General features: G+C 66.7%; 22 protein-coding genes. 18 read left to right on the top strand and 4 right to left on the bottom strand.

Features of this window, described 5'->3' with window-relative positions; all coding sequences use genetic code 11:
- Positions 1-21: 21 nt before the first annotated feature.
- Positions 22-699: a DUF938 domain-containing protein gene (locus QX048_RS18790; protein WP_315827934.1), complete on the bottom strand. Its 678-nt coding sequence runs from the start codon at positions 697-699 to the stop codon at positions 22-24.
- A 189-nt stretch (positions 700-888) separates the two neighbouring features.
- Here QX048_RS18790 and soxX point away from each other — a divergent pair, with 189 nt between their 5' ends.
- The 9 genes from soxX (at position 889) to QX048_RS18745 (ending at position 9,748) form a co-directional block, all read left to right on the top strand.
- Complete coding sequence (soxX, locus tag QX048_RS18785; RefSeq protein ID WP_315717170.1) at positions 889-1,182, top strand: sulfur oxidation c-type cytochrome SoxX; 294 nt, start codon at positions 889-891, stop codon at positions 1,180-1,182.
- A gap of 18 nt (positions 1,183-1,200) precedes the next feature.
- Entirely contained in the window at positions 1,201-1,695 is a 495-nt protein-coding gene (gene soxY, locus QX048_RS18780; protein ID WP_315717085.1) for a thiosulfate oxidation carrier protein SoxY, read from the top strand.
- A gap of 15 nt (positions 1,696-1,710) precedes the next feature.
- Positions 1,711-2,022, top strand: a complete 312-nt coding sequence (soxZ, locus tag QX048_RS18775) for a thiosulfate oxidation carrier complex protein SoxZ (RefSeq protein ID WP_315827933.1) — start codon at positions 1,711-1,713, stop codon at positions 2,020-2,022.
- Positions 2,019-2,867, top strand: coding sequence for a sulfur oxidation c-type cytochrome SoxA (gene soxA, locus QX048_RS18770; RefSeq protein WP_315827932.1), 849 nt, complete (start codon positions 2,019-2,021; stop codon positions 2,865-2,867). The genes soxZ and soxA overlap by 4 nt, the downstream gene beginning before the upstream one ends.
- 23 nt (positions 2,868-2,890) lie before the next feature.
- Entirely contained in the window at positions 2,891-3,193 is a 303-nt protein-coding gene (locus tag QX048_RS18765) for a hypothetical protein (RefSeq protein ID WP_409977916.1), read from the top strand.
- A gap of 137 nt (positions 3,194-3,330) precedes the next feature.
- On the top strand, positions 3,331-5,079 hold the full coding sequence (gene soxB / locus QX048_RS18760) for a thiosulfohydrolase SoxB (RefSeq protein ID WP_315827931.1): 1,749 nt from the start codon (positions 3,331-3,333) through the stop codon (positions 5,077-5,079).
- Positions 5,080-5,184: 105 nt separating this feature from the next.
- Positions 5,185-6,222 (top strand): MBL fold metallo-hydrolase, encoded by a 1,038-nt coding sequence (locus QX048_RS18755; protein ID WP_315827930.1) that lies wholly within the window; start codon positions 5,185-5,187, stop codon positions 6,220-6,222.
- 416 nt (positions 6,223-6,638) lie between these two features.
- A complete protein-coding gene (locus tag QX048_RS18750) occupies positions 6,639-7,856 on the top strand; it encodes an MFS transporter (RefSeq protein WP_315827929.1) in 1,218 nt (405 codons plus the stop codon).
- A 176-nt stretch (positions 7,857-8,032) separates the two neighbouring features.
- The gene (locus QX048_RS18745) at positions 8,033-9,748 is read left to right on the top strand and encodes an N-acyl-D-amino-acid deacylase family protein (RefSeq protein WP_315827928.1); all 1,716 of its coding nucleotides are present in this window, start codon (positions 8,033-8,035) and stop codon (positions 9,746-9,748) included.
- Positions 9,749-9,752: 4 nt separating this feature from the next.
- Here QX048_RS18745 and QX048_RS18740 read toward each other — a convergent pair whose 3' ends face one another.
- Positions 9,753-10,628: a tetratricopeptide repeat protein gene (locus tag QX048_RS18740; protein WP_315827927.1), complete on the bottom strand. Its 876-nt coding sequence runs from the start codon at positions 10,626-10,628 to the stop codon at positions 9,753-9,755.
- Positions 10,629-10,688: 60 nt separating this feature from the next.
- Entirely contained in the window at positions 10,689-11,993 is a 1,305-nt protein-coding gene (locus QX048_RS18735; protein ID WP_315717076.1) for an MFS transporter, read from the bottom strand.
- A 256-nt stretch (positions 11,994-12,249) separates the two neighbouring features.
- Here QX048_RS18735 and QX048_RS18730 point away from each other — a divergent pair, with 256 nt between their 5' ends.
- The 4 genes from QX048_RS18730 to QX048_RS18715 are packed head-to-tail and all read left to right on the top strand — an operon-like array spanning position 12,250 to position 16,860.
- Positions 12,250-12,909 carry an ABC transporter ATP-binding protein gene (locus tag QX048_RS18730; protein ID WP_315717075.1) on the top strand — a complete coding sequence of 220 codons (660 nt, stop codon included), beginning with the start codon at positions 12,250-12,252 and terminating at the stop codon, positions 12,907-12,909.
- Positions 12,906-15,368: an ABC transporter permease gene (locus QX048_RS18725; RefSeq protein WP_315827926.1), complete on the top strand. Its 2,463-nt coding sequence runs from the start codon at positions 12,906-12,908 to the stop codon at positions 15,366-15,368. Before QX048_RS18730 ends, QX048_RS18725 begins: the two co-directional genes overlap by 4 nt.
- Complete coding sequence (locus QX048_RS18720) at positions 15,358-16,440, top strand: lipocalin-like domain-containing protein (protein ID WP_315827925.1); 1,083 nt, start codon at positions 15,358-15,360, stop codon at positions 16,438-16,440. Before QX048_RS18725 ends, QX048_RS18720 begins: the two co-directional genes overlap by 11 nt.
- Before the next feature lie 27 nt (positions 16,441-16,467).
- On the top strand, positions 16,468-16,860 hold the full coding sequence (locus tag QX048_RS18715; RefSeq protein WP_315827924.1) for an MAPEG family protein: 393 nt from the start codon (positions 16,468-16,470) through the stop codon (positions 16,858-16,860).
- A 59-nt stretch (positions 16,861-16,919) separates the two neighbouring features.
- On the opposite strand, the gene QX048_RS18710 is transcribed toward QX048_RS18715, so the two are convergent.
- Complete coding sequence (locus QX048_RS18710; RefSeq protein ID WP_315717071.1) at positions 16,920-18,107, bottom strand: ABC transporter substrate-binding protein; 1,188 nt, start codon at positions 18,105-18,107, stop codon at positions 16,920-16,922.
- Between the two features lie 323 nt (positions 18,108-18,430).
- On the opposite strand from QX048_RS18710, the gene QX048_RS18705 reads away from it, so the two are divergent.
- The 5 genes from QX048_RS18705 (at position 18,431) to QX048_RS18685 (ending at position 23,212) form a co-directional block, all read left to right on the top strand.
- Positions 18,431-19,993, top strand: a complete 1,563-nt coding sequence (locus QX048_RS18705; protein ID WP_315827923.1) for an AMP-binding protein — start codon at positions 18,431-18,433, stop codon at positions 19,991-19,993.
- 91 nt (positions 19,994-20,084) lie between these two features.
- Positions 20,085-20,834, top strand: a complete 750-nt coding sequence (locus QX048_RS18700) for a CBS domain-containing protein (protein WP_315751155.1) — start codon at positions 20,085-20,087, stop codon at positions 20,832-20,834.
- A 12-nt stretch (positions 20,835-20,846) separates the two neighbouring features.
- Positions 20,847-21,152: a cytochrome c gene (locus QX048_RS18695; protein WP_315827922.1), complete on the top strand. Its 306-nt coding sequence runs from the start codon at positions 20,847-20,849 to the stop codon at positions 21,150-21,152.
- Between the two features lie 328 nt (positions 21,153-21,480).
- Positions 21,481-22,863 (top strand): PAS domain S-box protein, encoded by a 1,383-nt coding sequence (locus QX048_RS18690; RefSeq protein WP_315827921.1) that lies wholly within the window; start codon positions 21,481-21,483, stop codon positions 22,861-22,863.
- Complete coding sequence (locus QX048_RS18685) at positions 22,850-23,212, top strand: response regulator (RefSeq protein ID WP_315717065.1); 363 nt, start codon at positions 22,850-22,852, stop codon at positions 23,210-23,212. The genes QX048_RS18690 and QX048_RS18685 overlap by 14 nt, the downstream gene beginning before the upstream one ends.
- The last annotated feature ends 8 nt before the right edge of the window (positions 23,213-23,220 follow it).

Below are 23,220 nucleotides of genomic sequence, written 5' to 3'. Positions count from 1 at the left end.
CGGCGAGGCGCCGTCGCAAACCTACGAAGTCCGACCGAACACCAGGATCATGTTGTTGGCGGGCATTTCCATCGTCTCGCGCAAGGCGAGCCCGTGGCGCGCGGCGAGCGCCTCGAGGTCGGCGATGTCGCGCACGCCCCAGTCCGGATCGCGCTCGCGCAGCGACGTGTCGAACACGGCGTTGCTGACCGCCGTGTGCTTGCCGTCGCGCTTGAACGGGCCGTAGAGCACCAGTGCGCCGTCCGCCGACAGCGCCTGCCCGGCGCCGGCGAACAATCCCTCCGCCACCGACCACGGCGCGATGTGAATCACGTTGGCGCAGAAGATCGCGGCGAGCTGCGACGGCCCGCCCGCGGCGCGGAACGCCGCCGGCCAGCCGGGATCTGACAGGTCGATGCGCTGGGCATCACGGATGTTGGACAACCCGGCATGGCTGCGCCAAGCCGCAATGCTGGCGAGGTGGTTGGCGTTGAGATCGCTCGGCCACCACGTCAGGTCCGGGCGCTGCGAGGCGAAATGCACGACGTGCTGGCCGGTGCCGCTGCCGGCCTCCAGCACGTCGCCGGTCTTGCCCGCCAGCAGCCGTTCCAGCACCGCCCAGATCGGCTGGTGGTTGCGGTGGAACGCGGCCGCGTCCAGCCGTCCGTCCGGTTCCACCGGCCGACCGTCCCGGCCGAACTCCACGACATATTCCGCCATGACCATTCTCCCGGCCGCCCCATGGACGGCCCTCGTTAACCGCGTTGCGGCGGCCACCATAGCTGCATTGTCAGCCGATGGTCTTTATGCTTTGCAGCGCCTATATTGCCGAGATCACCGAGACGTCGGAACTCCACCTTGATCACACCTGTCCTGCGTACCGCCCTGGCGATGGGGCTCTCGCTCGCCATGTCCATGGCCGCTCACGCCCAGTCCGGTGCCGTCGACGGCCAGAAGCTCGCCTTCGACCGCGGCAAGGGCAACTGCCTGACCTGCCACGAGATCAAGGGCGGCGACCTGCCGGGCTCGATCGGCCCGAAGCTGGAGAACCTCAAGGCGAGATACGACCGCGCCGAGCTGATCGCGATTCTCAACGACGAGACCAGGCGCAATCCGCTGACGGTGATGCCGCCGTTCGGCCGCAACCGCATCCTGACCGAGCAGGAAATCAGCGCCATCGTCGACTTCCTGCAGACCCTCTGATTCCGTTTGGAGACCGCCATGACTGCCTCGTTCGGCCCGTTGGCCCACCGCCGCCTGTTCCTGAAGGGCGCCGGCCTCGTCGCGCTGATCGGCCTCGGCAACGCCGTGCTGCACGCGACCCCCGTGTTTGCCGCGACCAATGACAACAAATATCCGGAAGACGCCTTCAAGCAGAAGAATGCGGGCGATGCGGTCAAGGCGCTGTACGGCCGTGACCACGAAGCGTCCGACAAGATCAAGCTCGACGCGCCGGAGATCGCCGAGAACGGCGGCGTGGTGCCGATCGCGGTGACGACGTCGCTGCCGAACGTCACCTCGATCGCCTTCATCGTCAGCGAGAATCCGTTCGCGCTGGCGGCGTCGTACCACATCCCCGAGGGCACCGTGCCCGCGGTGGCGAACCGGCTCAAGATGGCCAAGACCTCCAACGTGATCGCGCTCGTCGAATCCGGCGGCAAGCTCTACAGCGCGACCAAGGAGGTCAAGGTCACCGTCGGCGGCTGCGGCGGCTAAGGTCAGGAGATCATCATGGCATCGAGCATCCGCGTCCGCGCCGTCCTGAATGGCGACGTCGCCGAGGTCCAGACACTGATTCAGCACCCGATGGATACGGGCCTGGTCAAGGACGCCAAGGGCGAAGTGATCCCGGCGCACTACATCCAGCAGGTCACCTTCGTGCACAAGGACAAGACGGTGTTCCTGGCCGATTGGGGCACCGCGGTGTCGAAGGACCCCTATGTCAAGTTCGCCTTCAAGGGCGCGGCCAAGGGCGACGAGCTCAAGGTGAGCTGGGTCGACAGCAAGGGCGCGACCGACAGCCTGACGGCGACGATCCAATGAGGGTGCCGCGCCTCGCGCTGACCGTGGCGGCCGCGCTCGCTCTCGGCGCCTCCGGCGCTGCGGCCGCGGACAAGCCGAACCCGGCCGCCGACGCCAAGGCGTTCCAGGATTACTTCGTCAAGAAGTTTCCGAAGGTGGCGTTCGACGATTTCGTCAACGGGCCGTATTCGATGAACGCCGACATGCGCAAGCAATGGGAGGAGAAGGAGCAGTTTCCGCCCTACGAGTTCGCGCTCGATGCCGGCAAGGAGATGTTCGCCAAGCCGTTCAAGAACGGCAAGACCTATGCCGACTGCTTCCCGAACGGCGGCATCGGCATCCGCCAGAACTATCCCACTTTCGACGACAAGGAAGGCAAGGTCATCACCCTCGAGCTGGCGCTGAACCGCTGCCGCGAGGCCAATGGCGAGCAGCCCTACTCCTACGTCAAGGACGAGATGGCATCGCTGACCGCCTACATGGCGTACACGTCGCGCGGCAAGCGCTTCGACATCAAGATCCCCGACGACCCGCGTGCGCTCGAGGCCTTCGAAAAGGGCAAGGAGTATTTCTACACCCGCCGCGGCCAGTTGAACTTCTCCTGCGCGAGCTGCCACGTGCAGAGCCCGGGGGAGCGGATCCGCGCCGAGATCCTGGCGCCGGCGCTCGGCATCCTCAACGCGATGCCGATCTACCGCTCGGAATGGAGCGGCATGGGCACGATCAGCCGGCGCTTCGTCACCTGCAACAGCCAGACACGCGCCGTGCCGCTGGAGCCGCAATCGGACGAATACCGCAACCTCGAATATTACCTGTCCTACGTGTCGAACGGCCTGCCGGTTTCAGGACCTGGAGCACGGCCATGAAAAACGTCACGACAGCAAGCGTCATGAAAAAGATCGTGTTCGCCATGATGGTATCAGCGGTCGGCGCCGGCTCCGCGCGGGCCGCGTCGGAGGCCGACTATCTCGCGGCTGTCGCGGCGGCCGAGAGCGCCAACAAGGAAGCCGGACGTCTGCGCAACCAATGGACCGTGACCCAGGCCGCACTCACCGCTGCGAAGAAGGCAGCGGATTCCGGCAATTTCGATTCTGCGCTGAAGTCGGCGCAGGAGGCCGAGGCGCTCGCCAAGGCCTCGGTCGTCCAGGCCACCAGCGAGAAGCAGCGCTGGAAGGACATGGAGATCCGCTAGAGCATGATCCGGAGAAGTGGCAACCGGTTTTCCCTCGCGACGAACGCCGAAGGCGTTTGTGCGGAGATCATGCTCAAACAAAGGGATGGATCATGATGCGATTCCGTGGAATCGCATCATGATCTAGGACGCGAGCCATGATTCGGCGCCGGGACTTTCTGAAGGCATCAGTTGTCGCCACGCTCGCCGCGCCGGCGTTGCTGCGCAGCGCCCGCGCCGCTGACACCGTCAGCCTTTACGACATCGAGAAGTTCGGCAACGCGCGCATCCTGCACATCACGGACACGCACGCGCAGTTGCGGCCGCTGTTGTTCCGCGAGCCCAGCGTCAATCTCGGCATCGGCGAAATGTGGGGACGGCCGCCGCATCTGGTCGAGCGCGCCTTCCTCGACCGCTACGGCATCCGGCCCGACAGCGCCGAGGCCTATGCGTTCACCTCGTTCGAGTTCGAGAAGTACGCCGTCCGCTTCGGCCGGATGGGTGGATTCGCGCATCTGAAGACCCTGGTCGACAAGCTGCGCGCCGATGCCGGCGACCATCGCTCGGTGCTGCTCGATGGCGGCGACCTCTGGCAGGGCACCGGGCTCGCCAATGCGATGCGCGGCGCCGACATGGTGAGCGCCGCCAACCTGCTCGGCATCGACGCCATGACCGGGCATTGGGAGTTCACCTATGGCGAGGAGGCGCTGCGCACCAACCTCGCCCGCTTCAAGGGCGAATTCCTGGCGCAGAACGTGTTCCTGACGGAGGAGGCGGCGTTCAACGACGCCAAGGCGTTCGATCCCGGCTCCGGCCGCGTGTTCAAGCCGGCCACCATCAAGGAGATCGGCGGCGCCCGCATTGCCGTGATCGGCCAGGCCTTTCCCTACGTGCCGATCGCGCATCCGCGCCGCTTCACGCCGGACTGGACGTTCGGCATCCGCGAGGAGGAGCTGCAGAAGCTGGTCGATGGCCTCCGCGGCGCCGACAAGGTCGATGCCGTGATCCTGCTGTCGCATAACGGCATGGATGTCGACCTCAAGCTGGCGAGCCGCGTCACCGGCATCGACGTCATCCTCGGCGGCCATACCCATGACGCGGTTCCGCAGCCGGTCGCGGTCAGCAATTCCAAGGGCGCAACGCTCGTCACCAATGCCGGCTCCAACGGCAAATTCCTCGCCGTGCTCGATCTCGACGTCGGCAAGGGCCGCGTCGCCGATGCGCGCTACCGGCTGCTGCCCGTCTACTCGGAGCTGCTGAAGCCGGACCCGGCGATGCAGGCGCTGATCGATCAGACGCAGCAGCCGCAGGTCGCGGCCTGGAGCGAGAAGCTCGCGACGTCCGACCGGCTGCTTTACCGGCGCGGCAATTTCGAAGGCGCGACCGACGACCTGATCTGCGCGGCGCTGCGCCGCGAGCTCGATGCCGAGATCGCGCTGTCGCCCGGATTCCGCTGGGGCCCGACCTTGCTCGCGAACCAGTCCATCCTGCTCGAGGACGTGCTGGCGCAGACCGCCATCACCTATCCCGAGACCTATGTGCAGCGGATGTCCGGCGCAGAGATCAAGGACGTGCTCGAGGACGTCTGCGACAACCTGTTCAACGCCGACCCCTATCTGCAGCAGGGCGGCGACATGGTGCGAACCGGAGGGCTATCCTACCGCTGCGCGCCCGCCGAGCCGATCGGCCGCCGCATCTCCGATCTCACGCTCGACGATGGCCGGCCGCTGGACGCCCGCAAGAGCTACAAGGTCGCCGGCTGGGCCTCGATGAACGCGCAGGACGGCAAGCCGGTGTGGGACGTGGTGGCCAACCACCTGCGCAACGGCCAACTGGTGCTGGTCGGAACGAACAAGGTCACGCTCTCGGGTGTCGACGGCAATCCCGGATTTGCATCGCAATCGTGACCGCGGATTGCGCGATGCAATCCGACCTGCCGAGCGTTCGCCGCATTGGTGACATCGGGCCGGTCGTGCTAATGCCACGATGATCCAGATCGGAAGGAGGCGCTGATGATCTTCCGCCAATTGTTCGACAGCGTCTCCGGCACCTACAGCTACATCCTCGCCAGCCGCAGCGGCGGCGAGGCCGTCATCATCGATCCGGTGCTGGAGAAGGTCGAGCGCTACTGCCAGCTTTTGCGCGAGCTCGATTTGCGCCTGGTGAAGGCCGTCGACACCCACCTGCATGCGGATCACGTCACCGGCCTCGGCGCTTTGCGCGACCGCACCCATTGCGTCACCATCATGGGCGAGCAGACCAAGGCCGACGTGGTGGCGATGCGCGTCAGCGAGGGCGACCGGATTGCCATCGAGGGCATCAGCCTGGACGTGATGTACACGCCCGGGCACACCGACGATTCCTATAGTTTCTCGCTGGGCGACCGCGTCTTCACCGGCGACACGCTGCTGATCCGAGGGACCGGCCGCACCGATTTCCAGAACGGCGATGCGCGACAGCAGTACGACTCCATCTTCAACAAGCTGCTGCGGCTGCCCGACGACACGCTGGTCTATCCCGCACACGACTACAAGGGCGACACCGTCTCCACGATCGGCGAGGAGCGCCGCTACAATCCGCGCCTGCAGGTCAAGTCGGTCGACGACTACGTTGCGCTGATGGCAAATCTGAAGTTGCCGAACCCGAAGATGATGGATGTCGCGGTGCCCGCCAACATGCGCGTCGGGCTGCATCAGGAGGAGTTGGCGAAGCGGGGCCTGTCGCTGTCGGCACGCGAGGCGATCGAGTGCCTGGGACGCCCCGACGTGCTGCTGGTCGATTTGCGCGAGGCCGCGGAGCGCGCCAAGCATGGCACGCTGTCCGGCGCACTGCACGCGCCCTATCCTGCGATCGAGGACAATCTCAAGCCGGGCGGCATGTTGCGCGAGGTCGCCGCCGCCACCGGCCGCCGCATTGTGTTCTTCTGCGCCTATGGCGAGCGCTCGGCAATGGCCGTGCAGACGGCACAGGCGGCGGGGCTGGCGAATACGGCGCATATTGAAGGCGGGTTGGACGCGTGGAAAAAGGCCGGCGGGCCGGTGGTGCCGTAGGAGGTCACGCTCTCTCGCTGTCGTCCTGGGCAAGCCCGTTGACGCGAAGCGTCAGCGGGCGCCGACCCGGCCATACCGCGTGATCTCACTTGAGGCAGGCTGCCCGTTGCACGAGTCGCGCAACAAACGTCCGCCGGTGGTTATGGGTCCCTGCGTTCGCAGGGACGACACCGGTGTTGGAGCTGCCACCCTACATCTCCGCCCCACGTCATCTGGAACGTCATCCGCGGAGGGAAGCCGCCCCTCGGCCGCCGGCCATCCCGCGCAGGTGCCATGCGCGGGCGTTCATGGACAATGAACCGCATTACGATAGTGTGGCGTTGTGTCGCGCGCGCCCCTGATTTCGGGAGCATCGGCGGTTTGCCGGCAACGCGCCCTCCTTTCCATCGCTGACGCCGGGGGCCAACGGATCGACCATGGCTGACGTTCTCGCCGCACCGCAACATGCTCCGGTCCGGGCCGCCTCGCCGCTGCGCACATTGGCGCTGATCTCGCTGGCGCACTGGGTCAGCCATCTGCACATGCTGGTGCTGCCGATGCTGTTTCCCTACCTGAAGGAGAAGCTCGGCGTCGGCTACATCGAGCTCGGCTTTCCGCTCACCGTGTTCGCGGTCGTCTCGGCCCTGACCCAGGCGCCCGTCGGCTATCTGGTCGACCGCGCCGGTGCCCGCCGCATCCTGCTGATCGGCCTGACGCTCGGTGGCCTGTCGCTGGCGATGCTCGGCGTCTACCTGAGCTATGCCAGCCTTGTCGTCTCGGCGGTGCTGCTCGGCCTCGCCAACGCGGTCTACCATCCTTCCGACTACGCGCTGCTGGCCGCACACATGGAAGAGAAGCGCATGGGCCGCGCGTTCGGTGTGCATACCTTCGCCGGCTATCTCGGCGGCGCCGTCGCGCCCGCCGTGATGGCGGCGCTGGTCACCACCGTCGGCGGCTCCGGCGCGCTGATCGCGGCCGGCCTGGTCGGACCGCTCGCCGCGCTGCTGCTGCTCGTCGGCAACGTGCCCGAGGTGCCGCCGCATCCGCATCACGCCAGCGCCGACGGCAGCAAGGTCAAACAGCCCAGCCTGCTGACGCCGATGCTGATGCTGCTGACCGTGTTCTTCATGCTGCTCAGCCTGTCCAACGCCGGCATCGCCAGCTTCGGCGTTGTCGCGCTCATGAACGGCTACGGCATCTCGTTCTCGACCGCCAACATCGCACTGACCGCGTTCCTCGGCGCCAGCGCCGTCGGCGTGCTCGCCGGCGGCCAGCTCGCCGACCGCATCCGCCATCACAACCTGGTCGCGGCCGTCGCCTATGCGATCAACGCCGTGCTGGTGCTGATGATCACTTTCATCAACCTGCCGACCGTGCTGCTCACGGCGATCATGCTGGTCGCGGGCTTCATGAGCGGCGTGATCGCGCCGTCGCGCGACATGCTGGTGCGCAACGCCGCCCCTCCGGGTGCCGCCGGCCGCGCCTTCGGCATCGTGTCGACCGGCTTCAACTTCGCCGGCGTGGTCAGCCCGCTGCTGTTCGGCTGGATCATGGACATGAACGCACCGCGCTGGGTGTTCGGCGCCTCCGTCGTGTTCATGCTGCTGACGATCGTGCTCGCGTTCTTCACCGAGCCGAAGAAGGCCAAGGCGTAGCTGTTAGTCGCAACTATCAAGCTTATCGTCAAAGCGCCCGGACACAGGAGATGAGCGCAGTCCCCATGACTGCGGCGGTGGCTTCTCTCGCAACGCTGCCCCCACTTCCGGCGTGTTGACATCACCGTTCCCTGGCCGATGATGCGGCCAACAACAACACCCGGGGAAGACACGCCATGACGCAGCCAGATCTCGTGATCCGCGGCGGAACCATTGCCGATGGCTCGGGCGGCGAACTCTACGAAGCTGATGTGGCGATTGCGGACGGCCGCATCGTCGAGGTCGGCAAGGTCAACGCATCCGGCCGCGAGGAGATCGACGCACGCGGCAAACTCGTGACACCAGGCTTCGTCGACGTCCACACCCATTACGACGGCCAGGTGACCTGGAGCCATGACATCTCGCCGTCGTCGCAGAACGGCGTCACCACCGCGATCATGGGCAATTGCGGCGTCGGCTTCGCGCCGTGCCGGCCGGCCGATCATCAGCGGCTGATCCAGTTGATGGAGGGCGTCGAGGACATCCCCGAACCGGTGCTCGAAGCCGGCATTCCCTGGGAATGGGAGAGCTTTCCGGATTACATGGAGTGGCTCGGCAAGCGTGAATTCGATCTCGACATCGGCGCGCAGCTGCCGCATGCAGCGCTGCGCGTCTATGTCATGGGCGAGCGCGGCGCGCGCCGCGATCCGGCCACCGCCGACGACAACCGCGCCATGGCGGCGCTGGCACGCGATGCGGTCAAGGCCGGCGCGCTCGGCTTCTCGACCTCGCGCACGCTCAACCATCGGACATCGACCGGTGACTACACGCCGACGCTCAAGGCGGGCGAGGACGAGTTGACGACGATCGCGCAGGCCATGCACGGCGCCGGCCGCAGCGTGCTGCAATTCGTGCTCGACATCTCCACCATCCACGAAGACCTGCCGATGATGCTGCGCATCGCCGACACGACGAAATGCCCGATCTCGTTCTCGGTGACGCAGAACGACCGCGCGCCGCAACGCTGGCGGCAGACGCTGGCCGAAATCAACGCCGCCGCCGCGCGCGGCCTGTCGGTGACGGCGCAGATCGCGGCGCGCCCGGTTGGGCTGCTGCTTGGGCTGGAGTTGTCGCGCAACCCGCTGCAGACGCATCCGAGCTACCAGGCGATCGCGCATCTGCCGCTGGATGAGCGCGTCGCGCGGATGCGCGATCCGGCGCTGCGCGCGGCCATCCTAGGCGAGCAGGCCAGCGCGACCGACGACCCGCTGTTCTTCAAGCCGAACTACGACAAGATGTATCTGCTCGGCGATCCGCCGGACTATGAGCAGCCGCCGGCGCGGTCACTCGGCGCCCAGGCCCGCGCGCGCGGCTGTCGTCCCGAGGAACTGGCCTATGACGCGATGCTCACGAATGGCGGGCGCGGCATGCTCTACGTGCCGTTCCTCAACTATTCCGACGGCAATCTCGATGCCACCTACGAGATGCTGCGCGACCCGCGCAGCGTGCCCGGCCTCAGCGACGGCGGCGCGCATTGCGGCATCATCTGCGACGCCAGCTTCCCGACCTATCTGCTGACGCACTGGACCCGCGACCGCAGGCGCGGTGACAAGCTCTCCATTCCGTTCGTCGTCGCCGCGCAGTCGCGCAAGACCGCGCTCTCCGTCGGCCTCGACGATCGCGGCCTGCTCGCGCCAGGCTACAAGGCCGACGTGAACGTCATCGACTACGACCGGCTGCATCTGCATCCGCCGAAGGTGCACTACGACCTGCCGGTCGGCGGCCGCCGCCTGATGCAGGAGGTCGACGGCTATGAGGCGACGATCGTATCGGGCGTGGTGACACGCCGGCATGGCGAAGCCACCGGCGCACGGCCCGGGCGGCTGGTGAGGGGTGCGCGCCAGCTGAGCTGAGACGTCAACTGGCCGCGGCGACTGTCTCGGCAAGCCTTGCAAGCTCGGCTTGCGCGGCGGGATGCTCGTTGAACCAGGGTGGCAACGAGCGCAGCGCGATCTCGAGTGCCCTGCCGGCCTCGTCTTTGCGGCCGTGCAGGAGATGCCACTCACCGATGTAGAAATAGGCTTCAGCCTGTTCTGGAGCCGTTGCCGCCGCGTTCAACAGCTGCTGCGCCGTCGAACGCTCCATGAGAAGATCGAACACGGGCCAGGGCCACTGCCCCGCCGCCCAGTACGCCGCGAAAGAAGCGAGATCTGGCTTGGCGCGCCCCGGCAACCGAGCCAGCGACAGGTAACGAAACAGGGCCGCATAGGGCTCGAACTGGAGCGCGAGCGATCGTTCCATGTCAGCTGCCGCGGCTTCGAACCTGCCGCAGCAGAACTGAATATAGCCACGTCCCCGATGCATGACCGGGTCTTTGGGCGCGAGGCCGACTGCTGTCGTGCTCTGGGCGATCGCGCGATCCAGATCGCCCTTCACATGATGAAGGTACGCGAGCTCGCCATGAGCCGCCGCGAGCCTGGGCTCGAGCGCGAGAGCACGCGTCTGATCGTCAATGGCGCCGTCGAAGTCGCCGAGGAATTTGCGTGACACGCCGCGGGCGCCGTAGGTCTGCGCGTTGGGCTTGAGCTTGAGCGCGAGACCAAAATCCTCGATCGAGCTGGCGTAGCTGCCCATGCCCTGGAGCGCCACGCCGCGATTGTGGTAAGCGTAATGGTTGCGCGGGTTGAGCTGGACCACCTTGCTGAAGTGGAAGATGGCGCCCGAGAAGTCCTCGATCGTCAGGCATCGCACGCCGCGCCAGTACTGCAGCATATGAGAGAACAGGCGCATCATGCGGGACCTCACGCGGGTGAATGCGAGGCCGCCTCCTGATGACCCCGGGCGGGGGTTGTATCACGCAAATTCCGGCGCCACACCCTGCTGCGCCTGCAGGCGGGCACGCTCGCTGTTGGGCCAGAGCAGCGCCAGACCCAGCAGGCCGGAGATCACCATGATGACAGCATTGATGGTGAAGCCGGACATGTAGCCTTCAAGCAGGCTGCCAGAGGCCTGGATCATCTTGCCCATCACGAGGGGCGCAACGATGCCGGCGAGCGTATAGAGCGCGCCGTAGATCGCCATGGCGGCGCCGCGCTGCGTGACCGGGGTGAACTCGCCGATCATCGGCGGGCAGACGACGTAGATCGAGCCGCACAATCCCGATCCGACCACGAGCAGTGCGATCTTTGCCGAAGCGGCGTCGACATGCGGCATCATCGCCATCAGCCCGCCGCCGATCACGAGCGGCGTCGCGCCGACCACGCCACGGGCCATGCGCGTGGAGACGCCACGCGCCATCAGCGTCTGCGACACAAAGCCCGTGGTCAGCACCACGCACGCGCCGAAGATCCAGGGCAGGATCGAGATGAAGCCGGCCTGCTGCTGCGAGAAGCCGAGGCCTTTCACCAGGAACGGCGTGAACCAGGTCAGCCCGAGCGACAGCGCCCAATAGGCGCCGAAGGTCGCGGCGACGCAGCCGACGAAGGTCCGCGACGTCAGCAGTTGCAGATAGGGAACGCGCCGCTCGCGCAAGCCGGCGAGCTCGACCTCCGCCAGCGGCCCTTCCTTGCCCAGCCACAGCCACGCCACGCTCCACATCAGCCCGACCACGCCGAGTGCGCCGAAGGCATAGTGCCAGCCGTGATTCACGATGATCCAGTTCAGCGCGGGCACGGCGAGGATGACGCCGAAGGCGGATCCCTGTGACAGGATCGCGGTCGGCATCGCCCGCTTCTCATCGGGGAACCATTTGTAGACCGCGTGAACGGCGACGGACGCCGCGGGACCTTCGCCGGCGCCGAGAATGATGCGGCAGATCAGCAGCGTGGTGAAGCCGACGGTGCCCACCATCGGGAATTGCGCGAGCGCCCAGATCAGCGCCAGCACCAGCAGCACCCAGCGCGTCGGCACCTTGTTGACGACGAAGCCGACGACGATCGCCGAGATCGAGAACAGGAAGAAGAAGGATGATCCAAGCAGGCCGAACTGCTCGGCGTTCAGATTGAGCTCGGTCATGATCGGCACGCCGGCGAGCCCGACCACGATCTTGTCGGCGAAGTTCACCAGCATGAACAGGAACAGCAGGAAGGTGATCTTCCAGGCGCCTTTCGGCGTCGCGCTTGCGCGGGATGTGCCCTTCAGCGTCGTTGGCGCGGCCATGGTCCTTCCCCATTCTGTCATGATCCGCCCCTGTCGTCCGGGCGTTTTGACGATGCTACCCACGAAGCGGCTTCGCAGGCAACCGGCTGGCGCGCTAAGTTATTGCTGCAACGCGGGAATCCGCCCTCTTGGGCTGCATCGCGATACCCTCGCAACCTGATTGCGCGCGGCCGGCATCACATCAGGGGCGTCATGAAGAACGAGCGCGTGATGTTCGCGCTGGCCCTTGTTATGTTGTGACGCAACAACCCCGATCATGCTCGTGCTCAGCGTCCGTCATCTCACCAAGTCCTATCGATCCGGCGGCGAGCCGATCCACGTCCTGCGTGGCGTCGACCTCGACGTCTCCTCCGGCGAGCGCGTCGCGCTGACCGGTGAATCCGGCTCCGGCAAGAGCACGCTGCTGCATCTCATCGCCGGGCTCGATGCCGCCGACGGCGGCGACATCCTGCTCGACGGCGTTTCGGTCGGGGCGCTCGACGATTCGGCACGCGCGGCGGTCCGGCGCGAGCGGCTCGGCCTCGTGTTCCAGCAGTTCAATCTGGTGCCGAGCCTGTCGGTTCAGGACAATCTCAGTTTCCAGGCGCGGCTGGCCGGTCGGCATGATCCGGCGTGGCACACCGAGCTCGTCGAGCGGCTCGGGCTGAAGTCGCTGCTCAAGCGCTATCCGGAGCAACTGTCGGGCGGACAGCAGCAGCGCGTCGCGATCGGCCGCGCGCTGGCGGTCAAGCCGGCCCTGCTGCTCGCGGACGAGCCGACCGGCAATCTCGACGAGGACACCGCCGACGAGGTGATGGCGCTGACGCGCGACCTCGTCGCGCGCACCGGCTGCGGCTTCCTGATGGTGACGCACAGCGCGCGGCTCGCGGCGATGCTCGACCGCCGCGTCCACCTGCATGGCGGGCGCATCGCATGAGGCGCGCGCTGTGGATTCTCGCCGTGCTGCTCAGCCACTGGCGCCGGCATCCGATGCAGCTCGCGACCTTGCTGATCGGGCTGATCTCGGCGACCGCGCTGTGGAGCGGCGTGCAGGCGCTGAACCAGCAGGCGCGCAGCTCCTATGATCGCGCCGCGGCGATCTTCGGCGGCGCGCGCACGCCGATGCTGGTCGCGACCGACGGCAAGATGCTGCCGCAGAGCGTGTTCGCGGAATTGCGCCGCGCCGGCTGGCCGGTGTCGCCGGTGCTCGAAGGCCGCGTGCAGATCGACGGCCACTCGGTGCGGCTGCTCGGCATCGAGCCGTTCAGCATCCCCCGGGAGGTCGGCAATGCGCCGATGGTCGGGCGCAGCGAGCTCGAGGCCTTTCTCACACCGCCACATCGCACGCTGATCTCGCCGGAGACGCTGGCCGATCTCGGACTGAAAGACGGCACGGCGCCGCGGCTCAGCAACGACGCCCTGCTGCCACCCTTGATGGCGCAGCAGCAGCTCGCGCCCGGCGTGCTCGTGGTCGATATCAGCGACGCGCAGCGGCTGCTCGACAGGCCCGGCCAGATTTCGCGGCTGCTGGTCGGCAAGACGTCGGTCCAACGACCGCCGTTGCAGTCGTTCGCGGGTGGCCGGCTACAGCTCGTGCAGCCGGAGGCCGAGACCGACCTGGAGCGACTGACCGACAGCTTCCACCTCAACCTCACCGCCTTCGGCCTGCTGTCCTTCGTCGTCGGCCTGTTCATCGTCAATTCCGCCATCGGCCTCGCCTTCGAGCAGCGCCTGCCGGTGCTGCGCACCTTGCGCGCCTGCGGCGTGTCGGCGCGCCAGCTCAACGGCGTGCTGATCGGCGAGCTCATCGCCTTTGCCTTGGTGGCAGGGCTCGTCGGGCTGGTGTGCGGCTACGTCATCGCCGCCGCGCTGCTGCCGAACGTGGCGGCATCGCTGCGCGGCCTGTATGGAGCGCAGGTGCCGGGCGAGCTCAGCCTGCAGCCGGAATGGTGGTTTGCGGGCCTCCTCATCAGCATCGCCGGCGCGCTCGCAGCCGCGACGACCAGCCTGGTCAAATCGATGCGGCTGCCGATCCTCTCCACCGCGCAGCCCTATGCGTGGCAGGAGGCACAGCGGCGCTGGCTGCGCTTGCAGAGCGCGGTCGCGCTCGCCTTCTTCGTCGCCGCCGGCCTGCTGCTGTGGCTCGGGCAGTCGCTGCTGGCCGGCTTCGGCGTGCTCGCGGCGATGATGCTCGGCGCGGCGCTGCTGCTGCCCGCGATCCTGGAGCTGGTGCTGCGGCTCGGCGAGCGCGGCGCGCGCGCGGCGCTGGCGCAATGGTTCTGGGCCGACAGCCGCCAGCAGATCTCGGGCCTGTCGCTGGCGCTGATGGCGCTGCTGCTCGCGCTCGCCGTCAATGTCGGCGTCGCCACGATGGTCGAGACCTTCAGCCGCACCTTCCTGGTCTGGCTCGATGGCCGGCTCGCCGCCGACGTCTACGTCAGCGCCGCGGATGAAGCGCAGGCGCGCGACATCCAGACCTGGCTGCGCGCGCGGCCCGATGTCCAGGCCGTGCTGCCGGGCGGACGCGCCGAAACGCAGTTGGCGGGCGCGCCGATCGACATTCTCGGCCTGCCCGATCACGACACCTATCGCGACCATTGGCCGCTGCTGCAGGCCGGCGACAGCGCCTGGAAGCAGCTGGTGCGCGGCGACGCCGGCTTCGTCAGCGAGCAGTTGGCGCGCCGGCTCCATCTGTCTGTCGGTGACAGCATCGACCTCCCGGCATCCGGCGGCGACTGGCGCATCACGATCGCCGGCATCTATGCCGACTACGGCAATCCCAAGGGCCAGGTCACGGTCAACGTCGCCGCGCTGACGCGCCGCTTCCCGGCGACGCCCATCACGCGCATGGCCGTGCGCGCAGCGCCGGCCGACGTGCCGGGACTGATCAGCGCGCTGACCGACAAATTCGGCTTGGACGGCCGCAACGTCATCGACCAGGCCACCGTGAAGCAGGAGTCGAAGCAGATCTTCAACCGCACTTTCGCCGTCACCGGCGCGCTCAACACCTTCACGCTGGGCGTCGCCGCGATCGCGCTGCTGACCAGCCTGCTGACCTTGGCGAACTCGCGGCTGCCGCAGCTCGCACCCTTATGGGCCATCGGGCTGACGCGACGGCGGCTCGCCGAAGTCGAGTTGTTGAAGACGCTGTCGCTCGCCAGCCTGACCGCGCTGCTCGCGCTGCCGCTCGGGCTCGTCGTGGCGTGGTGCCTGATCGCGATCGTCAATGTCAAAGCGTTCGGCTGGCGGCTGCCGTTCGACGTGTTCCCGCTGCAGCTCATCCGGCTGCTGGTCGTCACGCTGGTCGCGGCGGCGATCGCCTCGTTGCTGCCGGTGCTGCGGCTGGCCCGGATGCAGCCGGCCGATCTGGTCAGGACCTTCACCATTGAGCGCTAGAACGACGATCACGCGGCGCGGCCTGATCGGCGGGCTCGGCCTGCTGGCCCTGCCGCGCCTCGCACATCCACAGGGCTTTGCGGGCCTGAGCGACAGCGCCGACGGCTTTGCACCGGTGACGCCCGGACGAGCGTTCAGCTTCCCTGCGGATCACGGGCCGCACGACGATTTCCGCATCGAGTGGTGGTACGTCACCGCAAACCTCAGCGATAGCAGCGGCAAGGCCTATGGCCTGCAATGGACGCTGTTCCGCTCGGCGGCGCGGCCCGGACCGCAAGCCGAGGGGTTCGACAATCAGCAGCTCTGGATGGCGCATGCCGCGGTGACGCGCGCGGACAGCCATCGCTCCGCCGAGAAATTCGCGCGCGGCGGCGTCGGCCAGGCCGGCGTCGAGGCCAAGCCGTTCCAGGCCTGGATCGATGACTGGCTGCTGAGCGGCACCGCCGCGACCGACGATCGATCGCTGGCGCCGCTCGACATGACCGCCGCCGGGCCGGACTTCTCCTACGCGCTGCATCTGGAGGCGGACCGTCCGGTGGTGCTGCAGGGCATCGGCGGCTACAGCCGCAAATCCGAGCGCGGCCAGGCGTCTTACTATTACAGCCAGCCGTTCTACCGCGCCCGCGGCCAGATCAATTTCGACGACACGCCGGTCGAGGTGACAGGCGTGGCCTGGCTCGACCGCGAATGGAGCAGCCAGCCGCTAGCCGCCGACCAGAGCGGCTGGGACTGGTTCGCGCTGCATTTTTCCGGCGGCGAGAAGCTGATGCTGTACCGGATGCGGCAGGGCAATGGCGACTACACGTCCGGCACCTGGATCACGGCCGACGGCGTCTCGCGCGCGCTCGGCCCCGCGGGCATCGTGATGACGCCAAAGGATATCGTTGCGATCGGTGAGCGCAGGCTGCCGGTCGGCTGGCGCGTCGAGATATCAGCGCTCGGCATCGCCATCGATACCGCGCCGCTCAACTCCAAGGCCTGGATGGGCACCCGCGTGCCCTATTGGGAGGGACCGATCAGCTTCAAGGGCAGCCACACCGGGGTGGGCTATCTCGAGCTGACGGGATATTGAAAAGCCGTCATCAGGGGGGAACCGCGCATGTATCACTTCACCGCACTCGTCACCGTGCTCGCGCTCATGCTGTATTTCTACATGGGGGTCCGCGTCGCGCAAGCGCGCGCCAGGTTCGGCGTCAAGGCGCCGGCCGTCACCGGCAATCTCGATTTCGAGCGCACCTATCGCGTGCAAGTGAACACGCTTGAATGGATGCCGATCTTCCTGCCGGCGCTGTGGCTGTTCGCGATCTATATCAGCGACCCGATCGCGGCCCTGATCGGCCTCGTCTGGATCGCGGGTCGCGCGATGTACATGGTGTCCTATGCGAAGGCCGCGGAGAAGCGCGGCCCCGGTTTCGGCGTGCAGGCGCTCGCCGCATCCGTACTCCTCGCCGGCGCGCTGATCGCCATCCTGTGGCGGATGCTGCACGGCTGATTGCTGCACCCATCGCCGTCGCCCCGGCTTTCGCCGCGACGACGGCGATAGTGTGACGATCACTTCGTCAGCGGACAGCCGCTCTCCTTGGCGGTGAAGAACGCCTTGTCGCCGGGCACCGTGGCGAGCTGCTTGTAGTAGTCCCACGGCTTCTTCGATTCCGACGGCTTCTTGACCTCGAACAGGTACATGTCGTGGACCATGCGACCGTTGGCGAGCACCTTGCCCTGCGCGAAGGCGTCGTCGACCGGCAGCTCCTTCAGCTTCGCAGCCACCGCATCGGAGTCCTTGGTTCCGGCGGCCTTCACCGCCTTCAGATAGGACAATGTCGCGGAATAGGTGCCGGCGTGGATCATGCTCGGCATCCGGCCGGTGCGCTTCATGAAGCGCTCGCTGAAGGCGCGGGACTTGTCGTCGCGATCCCAGTAGAAGCCTTCGGTGAGGATCAGGCCCTGCGCCGCCTCCAGCCCCAGGCCATGCACCTCGGACAGGGTCATCAGCAGGCCGGCGAGTTTCTGCCCGCCCTTGACGATGCCGAACTCGGCCGCCTGCTTGATCGAGTTGGTGGTGTCGAGGCCGGCATTGGCAAGCCCGATGATCTTGGCCTTCGAGCTCTGCGCCTGCAGCAGGAAGGAGGAGAAGTCCGACGAGTTGAGCGGGATGCGCACCGAGCCCAGCACCTTGCCGCCCTTCGACGTCACGATATCGCTTGTGTCCTTCTCCAGCGCATAGCCGAAGGCGTAGTCGGCGGTCATGAAGAACCAGGTATCGCCGCCGGACTCGACCAGCGCGCCGCCGGTGCCGACCGCGAGCGCGCGGGTGTCATAGGCCCAGTGGAAGCCGTAGGGCGTGCAGGCATCGCCTGATATGCGCGAGGTCGCGGCACCGACGACGATGTCGATCTTCTTCTTCTCCTTCGACAGATCCTGGATCGCCAGCGCGACCGAGGAGGTCGTCAGCTCGGTGATCATGTCGACACCCTCGGTGTCGTACCAGCGCCGCGCGATCGACGAGGCGAGATCGGGCTTGTTCTGATGGTCGGCGGTGACCAGCTCGACCTTCTGCCCCAGCACCTCGCCGCCGAAATCCTCGATCGCCATCTTGGCCGCTTCGACGGAATATTTGCCGCCGTAGTCGGCATAGACGCCGGACTGGTCGTTGAGGATGCCGATCTTGACCTGGGCCGACGCCGGCGCCGCCGCCAGCAGCGCACCGACGGCCGCAAAAGCCAGCAAACCCGATTTCATATGGTCTCTCCCCGCATTTCTTGGTCTTGAGATGTCATTCGTTGGAATGCGCGCTCATGCTATGCCAGAACCCCGGCCACGCCCATCCCTTCCCGCCTCAGCCAATCGGCTGACAGCCATGTTGAGAGACGCAGGCTCCTCCGCTACATTCGCGTCCAAACAACGAGCCGTCCCGCCGGGATGGTGCGCAGGGAAGGGAACCGCCTGGACGCGTGAGGCAGCACCGTCTGCATCGCGTCGCCATGCCGAGGTGCCGCGGCAGGCGCCTTCCTCCCGCCTGCGCGCCGCGCCGCGGCGAGCTGCGCGCATCGGCAGGAGGACACATGTACACCGGCAAGCACGCCCGGCTGCGCCCATTGCAGCCTGCCTTCATCATGGCCTCGACCGGCGAGGCGGTGACCTATCGCGAGTTGGAGGCGCGCAGCAACCGGCTGGCGCATCTGTTCCGCCAACGCGGCCTGAAGCGGCTCGACCACTATTCGATCTTCATGGAGAACAACAGCCGCTATCTGGAGGCGTGCGGCGCCGGCGAGCGCTCCGGGCTGTATTTCACCTGCGTGAACTCCTACCTCACGCCCGGCGAGCTGGCCTACATCCTCAATAACAGCCGGTCGCGGCTTCTGATCACCTCCCTCGCCAAGCTCGACGTCGCGCGCGAGGCGCTGAAGCAGGCGCCCGACATCGAGCTCTGCATCGTCGCCGATGGCCGACGGGACGAACTTGGCGAGAGCGAGCGGATCGTCGGCCTCGCCGAGGCCACAGCCGGCCTGCCAGCAACGCCGATCGCCGACGAATGCGTCGGCACCGCGATGCTGTACTCCTCCGGCACCACGGGCCGGCCGAAGGGCATCCTGCGGCCGCTGCCCGAGCAGCCGCCGGTTCGGCAGCTTCCGATCTTCGACTTCCTGGAAAGGCTGTGGCGCTACCGCGAAGGCATGATCTACCTGTCGCCGGCGCCGCTCTATCACTCCGCGCCGCAGGCCGCGGTCAACCTCACCATCCGCGTCGGCGGCACCGCCATCATCATGGAGACGTTCGACCCCGAGCGCTACCTGCAACTGGTCGAGCAATGGGGCATCACGCATACGCAATTGGTGCCGACGATGTTCTCGCGCATGTTGAAACTGCCGGAAGAGATCCGCACGCGCTATGATCTCTCCTCGCTCGAGGTCGCGATCCATGCCGCCGCGCCCTGCCCGGCACAGGTCAAGGAGGACATGATCAGATGGTGGGGGCCGATCATCCACGAATATTACGGCGCCACCGAAGGCCTTGGCTTCACCGCCTGCGACAGCGCGGAATGGCTCGCGCATCGCGGCACCGTCGGCAAGGTGCTGTTCGGCGACCTGCACATTCTCGATGAGACCATGCAGCCGTGCCCGACAGGAACGGCCGGCACGGTGTGGTTCAAGACGGGATCGCCGTTCGAGTACTTCAACGACCCCGAGCGCACCAAGGAGGCCCGTTCGGCCGACGGCAGCATGAGCACCGTGGGCGACGTCGGCTATGTCGATGCCGACGGCTATCTCTATCTCACCGACCGCGCCACCTTCATGATCATCTCCGGCGGCGTGAACATCTACCCGCAGGAATGCGAGAACCTGCTGATCACGCATCCGAAGGTCGCCGATGCCGCCGTGTTCGGCGTGCCCAACCCCGATCTCGGCGAGGAGGTGAAGGCGGTGGTCCAGCCGATGTCAGGCATCGTGCCTGGGCCCGAGCTGGAAGAGGAGCTGATCGCGTTCTGCCGGCAGTCGCTGTCGCGGCAGAAGGTGCCGCGCTCGATCGATTTCGAGAAGGAGCTGCCGCGGCTGCCGACCGGCAAGCTCTACAAGCGCCTGCTGCGCGACCGCTATTGGGGCAACAAGACGTCAAGGATCGTGTAGGGCGGCACGACCTCGGATTGATCCTGGTCAAGCGCGCGCGGTGCCGCGCAGCTATTCTCCGCCAATTGCGATCGCAGCACGAGACGACGACATGCGCGCTCATCAAATCATGACCAGATCCGTGATCGCGGTGACGCCCGGAACCCCGGTGGCCGAGGCAGCGCGGATCATGCTGCGCAACCACATCGGCGGGCTGCCTGTGGTCGACGCGTCCGGCACGCTCGTCGGCATGGTCACGGACGGTGATTTCCTGCGCCGTGCCGAGCTCGGCACCGAACGCAGGCAAGGCCGCTGGCTCGACCTCCTGGTCGGCCGCGGCCGCATCGGCGCCGACTTCGTCCATTCCCACGGCCGTACGGTTGGCGACATCATGAGCCAGCCTCCTGTCACGGTCAGCGTCGATGCCAGCCTGGCGGAGATCGCCGAGATCATGGAGAAGCGCAACATCAAGCGTCTCCCTGTGATGAGTGGCGACCGGCTGGCCGGCGTGGTGACCCATACGGATTTCCTGCAAACCGTGGCCGACCTCGCCACTGCCGTTCCAGGCCCCACCCCTGACGATGACGGGATCCGCAGCGCCATCCTCGATTCACTCGACCAGGCCGCCTGCAAGCATTGCCGCTTCAACGTCGTCGTCCGCAACGGCATCGCGCATCTCACGGGCGCGGTGCGCAGCGAGAAGGAGCGAGCCACGGCGATCGTGGCGGCCAAGAGCGTCCAGGGCGTCAGGAACGTGCGCGACCACATGTGGGTCTATCCGCCGCCAGAGGACGAGTTCGGCGGCGGTGACATCGCCTCGCTGCAGGACCAGCCGTCGACCGACGACGACCAGCCGCTGTGAGGAGAGCCGGGCGTGCGACGTGCCTCCGTACCATCGCTGCTACTGCTGGTCCTGCTGTCCGCCCCGGCGGCAGCCGAGGATCTCGATCACGGCCGCCAGCTCGCCGAGCGCTGGTGCGCCGCCTGCCACGCCGTGGCCACAGAGCCGACCAAGTTCCGGCGCGCCCGGCCGTTCGTCGCCATCGCGGCCAGGGACGACGTGACGAAGGAGATGCTGGCCAAGTTCCTCCTGCTTCCCCACGCGACGATGGCCAACAATCCGCTCCGTGCGAATGATGCGGCCGATCTGGCAGGCTACATTCTCAGCCTGAGGAAGTAGTTGAAACGACATTCGCCAATGGGTTGAGCCCCCCCCGGTCGGCGGCGTCCGGATGCAAGCGGACCCTGGCGCCGAACGTTCGGCGGCAATTTAGAAGGATCTCCTGGAACAAAACGCCCATGCCTGCGTTCTCTGTGTTCGCCGTCGTGAGCTGGAGCACGTCGCACGGCCCCAAGGGGGTCTGCCGACGGCAAATCGTCCTGTCCTCGTTGCCGGAAAAACCAACAACAAGCAGCGATCGAGATAGCCCTTGCATTTGTACACAAACAAGTTGGTAATCCGGTGCACGGCGTCTTCTCTGCCGACCTGTTAGCAAGGAGCCTGCGACGTGCACGGAATGCCCGGCGCCTCCCCCGTCCCACGCGTAACCGACGACGATACGGCCTATCTGGCGGCGATCGTGGAGTCCTCGGCCGACGCCATTGTCGGCACCACCGCCGACGGCGTCATCCGCAGTTGGAACGCGGCCAGCGAACGGATGCTGGGGTTCACCGCGGCTGAAATGATCGGCAGATCCGTCTCCGAGATCATCCCCCCCGAGCTGGCGGAAGAAGCGAGCGCCTTGCGCGCCAGGGTCAACGCGGGCGAAGCGATCGAGAGCTTCGAGACCGTCCGGCTGACCAAGCAGGGACGCCCGATCGAGGTCTCCATCACGTTTTCACCGATCCGCAGCAGCACCGGCGTGATTGTCGGCATCTCCAAAGTCATCCGCGATGTCACGCTGTCGAAGAAGACCGAGCGTGCGGCGGCGATGCTCGCGGCCATCGTCGCCTCGTCCTCGGACGGCGTCGTCAGCAAGACGCTGGACGGCACGATCACCAGCTGGAACAAGAGCGCCGAACGCATCTTCGGCTTCTCGGAAGGCGAGATGATCAACCGCTCGATCCGCACGATCATCCCGCAGGAGCGCCAGGCCGAGGAGGACCGGATCCTCGCCACCGTCCTATCCGGCGCGATCATCGACAATTTCGAGACCATCCGCCTGCGCAAGGATGGGGCGCTCATCGACGTTTCGGTCACGGTCTCGCCGGTCAGGGATTCCGGCGGCCGCATCATCGGCGCCTCCAAGATCGTGCGCGACATCACCGACAAGCGCCAGACAAGGGAGCAGTTGCGCACCTTGCTGGCCGAGGTGAACCACCGCAGCAAGAACCTGCTGTCGCTGGTGCAGGCGATCGCCCGGCAGATGACCCGTCACGGCCGCCAGCTCGACCTCAACCGCTTTCTGGAGCGCCTGCAGGCGATCGCGAGCAATCAGGATCTCCTGATCCAGAACGATTGGCGTTTCATTCCACTCGGCGGCCTGGTCCGCTCGCAGCTCGGGGCGTTCAGCGACTTGATCGGCGACCGCATCGCGATCGACGGGCCGCCGATCGAGCTGACGCCGGAGGCCGCGCAGTCGATCGGCATGGCAGTCCACGAGCTCGCCACCAACGCCGCCAAATATGGTGCACTGTCGAACGACGACGGACGGATCGCGGTCCGCTGGACGCGCATCGACGACAGCTTCGACATGACCTGGGTCGAAAGCGGCGGACCTGAGGTCGCGCCGCCGGAGCACACTGGCTTCGGCAGCCGGGTGATTTCCGATCTGGTACGCGCCGGCCTGGATGGAACGGTCGAGGTCGAGTTCCTGCCGACCGGACTACGCTGGCACCTGAGGTGCCCCCTGCAACGCCTCTGCCGCGACCGTCATCATGCGCGACAGTGAGAAGACTCATCTCCTGATCGTCGAGGACGATCCCATGATCGGCTTCGACCTCGCGGTCGAGCTCGAAGCCGCCGGATTCACGGTCGTCGGCGTGGCGGCGACCGTGCACAAAGCCCTCCATCTGCTGGAGCGGAATCACTGCGATCTCGCCGTGCTCGACGTCAATCTCGGGCAGGAAACATCGGCGCCGATCGCGCGCGCTTTGGTCGCGGCCGGCGTGCCCTTCGTCGCCGTCACCGGCTATTCCGTCGATCAATGCCCGGAAGAATTCGCCACGGCACCGCTGCTGTCGAAGCCGTTCCAGACGTCACGGCTGGTAGCCGCACTGAAGCGGCAATTGCATCAGTGAAGTCTGTT

It is taken from the genome of Bradyrhizobium sp. SZCCHNS30572 (assembly GCF_032484415.1).
In the GTDB taxonomy this organism is placed as follows: Bacteria; Pseudomonadota; Alphaproteobacteria; order Rhizobiales; family Xanthobacteraceae; genus Bradyrhizobium.
Note: the sequence above shows the minus strand (reverse complement) of the source record. Positions and strands in the feature narration are given on the sequence as shown.

Bases quoted from the DNA above. Each gene is read 5' to 3' on its own strand.
- QX048_RS18740 (WP_315827927.1), bottom strand. From the start codon at position 10,628: ATGATGCGCCTGTTCTCTCATATGCTGCAGTACTGGCGCGGCGTGCGA.
- QX048_RS18790 (WP_315827934.1), bottom strand. From the start codon at position 699: ATGGCGGAATATGTCGTGGAGTTCGGCCGGGACGGTCGGCCGGTGGAA.
- QX048_RS18750 (WP_315827929.1), top strand. From the start codon at position 6,639: ATGGCTGACGTTCTCGCCGCACCGCAACATGCTCCGGTCCGGGCCGCC.
- QX048_RS18745 (WP_315827928.1), top strand. From the start codon at position 8,033: ATGACGCAGCCAGATCTCGTGATCCGCGGCGGAACCATTGCCGATGGC.
- QX048_RS18725 (WP_315827926.1), top strand. From the start codon at position 12,906: ATGAGGCGCGCGCTGTGGATTCTCGCCGTGCTGCTCAGCCACTGGCGC.
- QX048_RS18735 (WP_315717076.1), bottom strand. From the start codon at position 11,993: ATGGCCGCGCCAACGACGCTGAAGGGCACATCCCGCGCAAGCGCGACG.
- QX048_RS18700 (WP_315751155.1), top strand. From the start codon at position 20,085: ATGCGCGCTCATCAAATCATGACCAGATCCGTGATCGCGGTGACGCCC.
- soxB (WP_315827931.1), top strand. From the start codon at position 3,331: ATGATTCGGCGCCGGGACTTTCTGAAGGCATCAGTTGTCGCCACGCTC.
- QX048_RS18705 (WP_315827923.1), top strand. From the start codon at position 18,431: ATGTACACCGGCAAGCACGCCCGGCTGCGCCCATTGCAGCCTGCCTTC.
- QX048_RS18710 (WP_315717071.1), bottom strand. From the start codon at position 18,107: ATGAAATCGGGTTTGCTGGCTTTTGCGGCCGTCGGTGCGCTGCTGGCG.
- soxX (WP_315717170.1), top strand. From the start codon at position 889: ATGTCCATGGCCGCTCACGCCCAGTCCGGTGCCGTCGACGGCCAGAAG.
- soxY (WP_315717085.1), top strand. From the start codon at position 1,201: ATGACTGCCTCGTTCGGCCCGTTGGCCCACCGCCGCCTGTTCCTGAAG.
- soxZ (WP_315827933.1), top strand. From the start codon at position 1,711: ATGGCATCGAGCATCCGCGTCCGCGCCGTCCTGAATGGCGACGTCGCC.
- soxA (WP_315827932.1), top strand. From the start codon at position 2,019: ATGAGGGTGCCGCGCCTCGCGCTGACCGTGGCGGCCGCGCTCGCTCTC.
- QX048_RS18755 (WP_315827930.1), top strand. From the start codon at position 5,185: ATGATCTTCCGCCAATTGTTCGACAGCGTCTCCGGCACCTACAGCTAC.
- QX048_RS18765 (WP_409977916.1), top strand. From the start codon at position 2,891: ATGAAAAAGATCGTGTTCGCCATGATGGTATCAGCGGTCGGCGCCGGC.
- QX048_RS18730 (WP_315717075.1), top strand. From the start codon at position 12,250: ATGCTCGTGCTCAGCGTCCGTCATCTCACCAAGTCCTATCGATCCGGC.
- QX048_RS18715 (WP_315827924.1), top strand. From the start codon at position 16,468: ATGTATCACTTCACCGCACTCGTCACCGTGCTCGCGCTCATGCTGTAT.
- QX048_RS18685 (WP_315717065.1), top strand. From the start codon at position 22,850: ATGCGCGACAGTGAGAAGACTCATCTCCTGATCGTCGAGGACGATCCC.